This is a genomic window from uncultured Paracoccus sp. (assembly GCF_947496875.1).
Lineage (GTDB): Bacteria > Pseudomonadota > Alphaproteobacteria > Rhodobacterales > Rhodobacteraceae > Paracoccus.
Window position 1 is genome coordinate 1 of the sequence record NZ_CANMEH010000056.1, and the last position, 2,794, is coordinate 2,794.

At 64.0% G+C, this 2,794-nt stretch carries 3 protein-coding genes and 1 pseudogene; 3 read left to right on the top strand and 1 reads right to left on the bottom strand.

The annotated features are described in order from the left end of the window. Positions 1-1,131: recombinase family protein (locus tag Q0938_RS18965; protein WP_299365645.1), on the top strand; the 1,131-nt coding region annotated here is incomplete at its 5' end. 83 nt (positions 1,132-1,214) lie between these two features. After that, complete coding sequence (locus Q0938_RS18970; RefSeq protein WP_366942790.1) at positions 1,215-1,532, top strand: hypothetical protein; 318 nt, start codon at positions 1,215-1,217, stop codon at positions 1,530-1,532. Positions 1,533-1,556: 24 nt separating this feature from the next. Here Q0938_RS18970 and Q0938_RS18975 read toward each other — a convergent pair whose 3' ends face one another. Beyond that, a complete protein-coding gene (locus Q0938_RS18975) occupies positions 1,557-1,991 on the bottom strand; it encodes a hypothetical protein (RefSeq protein ID WP_299365650.1) in 435 nt (144 codons plus the stop codon). Here Q0938_RS18975 and Q0938_RS18980 point away from each other — a divergent pair. Continuing rightward, a pseudogene (locus tag Q0938_RS18980) lies at positions 1,954-2,745 on the top strand (restriction endonuclease); the annotation flags it as partial. The gene Q0938_RS18975 and the pseudogene Q0938_RS18980 sit on opposite strands and share 38 nt — an antisense overlap. Positions 2,746-2,794 lie beyond the last annotated feature (49 nt).

A 2,794-nucleotide genomic window follows, 5' to 3' on the forward strand; every position in this document is an offset into this window, starting at 1 on the left:
ATCTCCGGCGGCACACTGGAACGGCCCGGCCTGAAACGGCTGCTGGAGGACATCGAGGACGGGCTGGTCGACGTGGTCGTCGTCTATAAGATCGACCGCCTCAGCCGCTCGCTCGCCGACTTCGCCAAGCTGGTCGAGGTGTTCGACCGGAACGGCGTGACCTTCGTCTCCGTCACGCAGTCCTTCAACACGACCACGTCGATGGGGCGACTGACGCTGAACATCCTGCTGTCCTTCGCCCAGTTCGAACGCGAGGTGACGGCCGAGCGGATCCGCGACAAGGTGGCGGCCAGCCGAAAGAAGGGCATGTGGATGGGCGGGGTGCCGCCCTTCGGCTACCGGGTGGATAACCGGAAGCTGCTGGTCGAGGAAGACACCGCCGCGCATGTGCGCTGGATCTTTGCGCGCTTCCTCGAGATCGGGTCCTGCACGGAACTGGCGCGGGAGGTCGGCGCACGCGGCATCCGCACGCCGCGCGGCAACCGCATCGACAAGAAGTACATCTATCGGATGCTCAGCAACCGCGCCTATATCGGCGAAGCGGTGCACAAGGGCGAGAGCTATCCCGGCGAGCACGACGCCATCATCGATCGCGAGACGTGGGAGCGCGTCCATGCAATCCTTCAGGAAAGCCCCCGCAAGCGGGCGATGCGCACCCGCGCTGAGACCCCGGCGCTGCTGAAGGGCCTGTTGTACGGACCCGACGGCGCGGCGTTCTCGCCGACCCATACGCGTAAGGGCGACCGGCTGTACCGCTACTACGTCAGCCAGACGGTGCTGAAACACGGCGCCGGGTCCTGCCCGGTCGGCCGCGTACCCGCGGGCGAGATCGAGGCCGCCGTCATCGACCAGCTGCGGGCGGTGTTTCGCCAGCCCGAGATCGTGGCGGGGACGTGGAAAGCAGCACGCGTCCACGTCGACGACGTCACCGAGGCCGACGCCCGGACGGCACTGCAACAGCTTGATCCGCTATGGGACGAGCTATTCCCTGCCGAACAGGCGCGCATCGTGGCGCTGTTGGTCGAGCGCGTGGACATCGGCACGGACGGGCTCAACGTCCGGCTGCGCGTCGACGGGCTCAGCGGTCTGGCCCGCGAGATGCTGGCCGGCGACATCGGAGAAGCTGCATGACCCGCGGGGCTCCGATCCCGGAGACGGTCACGCTCCACGTCCCATTTCGCGTCGTGAAGCGTGGCGGCCGGAAGGAGATGCAGATGCCCGAGGGCGCCACGCAACCGCGGCGGACAGACAACACGCTGGTCAAGGCGTTGGCCCGCGCGTTCCGCTGGAAGCGGATGCTGGAGTCGGGCGAGTTCGCGTCGATTTCTGAACTGGCTGAGCGAGAGGGCATCGCCTTCACATACATGGCGCGGCTTATGCGCCTCTCTCTGCTGGCCCCGGAAATCGTGGATGCCATCATGGAGGGCCGCCAGCCTGAGATCGTCACGCTTGCGAACATGATGGATCCTTTCCCGTTGGACTGGAAAGAACAGCGGATACGATTCCTGCAGCCCGGGACGAGTGACATCTAGCGTCTGGCTCAATCACTCCAGCGTTTACGCCCAGATATCGCCGGCTCGGGTCGTGAAGGCCTTCTTCGCGTCGACATCTGCGACAAACTCAGACCACAAATCCTTGCCCAGCTTTCGACGCGCGAAGGCGCCTGCCATTGCGAGAAACGCCTTGAGCACTGCGTGCATGTCTTCCACGTACCCGGAAAGGATCGTTTCGGTGCCGGAGCCGTATGCGAGAAAAAGCGCCTCGCGATAGTTAGCCTTGCCGCGGTAGCGAGCTGCCTGGTGAACGAACCCCATAGGCTTCCGCTCAAGCCTCTGATCCCGCAGCGTCCTTGCAGCTTTCGAGCGAAAGCTGTCGACGCCCAGTTCCTTGAACGCACGCTCGCGTTTCAGGTCCTCCTCTGTCTTCCACGCGTACCACTTCGCCGATCCGGACAAATGGCCGAACGTGCTGCGCGTGGAGACGGTCGTCAAACCGGAGCTCGCCATCGACTGGTGCAAGGTCCAGCCGCTCGTGCTCGATCCCGCCAGCACACCGATCAGCGCCGAACTCGCCCCGGCGCTCGGCGGCGCGACGGACATGGGCAAGGTCACCGCGATCGACCTCGAGAAGCTACCGGATGGCTTCCGTCTGCAGCGCCTCGTATTCCAGGCTGCGCGGAAGGCGTTTGCAGAGCTGAGCCATGGGTTCACCGGCACCCACGAGTATCTGGCGGCGCAACTCGTCAGGATCGTCGAGGCGTTCCTCAACTCAGACCGCCTCGACATCCCGTCGCTGTTTCACTCCGATCCGCTTCGGCGGCGGATCCTGATCGCGCTCAACATCGATCTCGTGGTCCAGCATGTGCTGAGCAATGTGACCGAGCAGAACACGGAACGTCTGACGCCGGTGTTCGACGAGGAAAACCCGATCGGTGCAACCGGGTTGATGCGTACCTGGTACACGACCAAGCCGTGCTTTCCGACGACCAAGTCGCACATCAGCCATCTGGTTGGAGATTCTGCCTGGGAAGGCCACGCGGCCAATGTCTTCGAGAAGCGCGAGGACGTTCTTGCCTACGCCAAGAACGATCACCTCGGTTTCCAGATCTACTACATGTGGGCGGGCTCCCGGCGGCGATACGTCCCGGATTTCCTGGTCCGCCTTGCTGGCGGCACGATCCTCGCACTCGAGATCAAGGGCACCGACAGTCCTCAGAACGTAACCGTCCGGTCTAACCGCTCTGCCGCGGTGTGAGAGTGCGGGATAGTGTCCACCATTGATAGTGGACATTGTG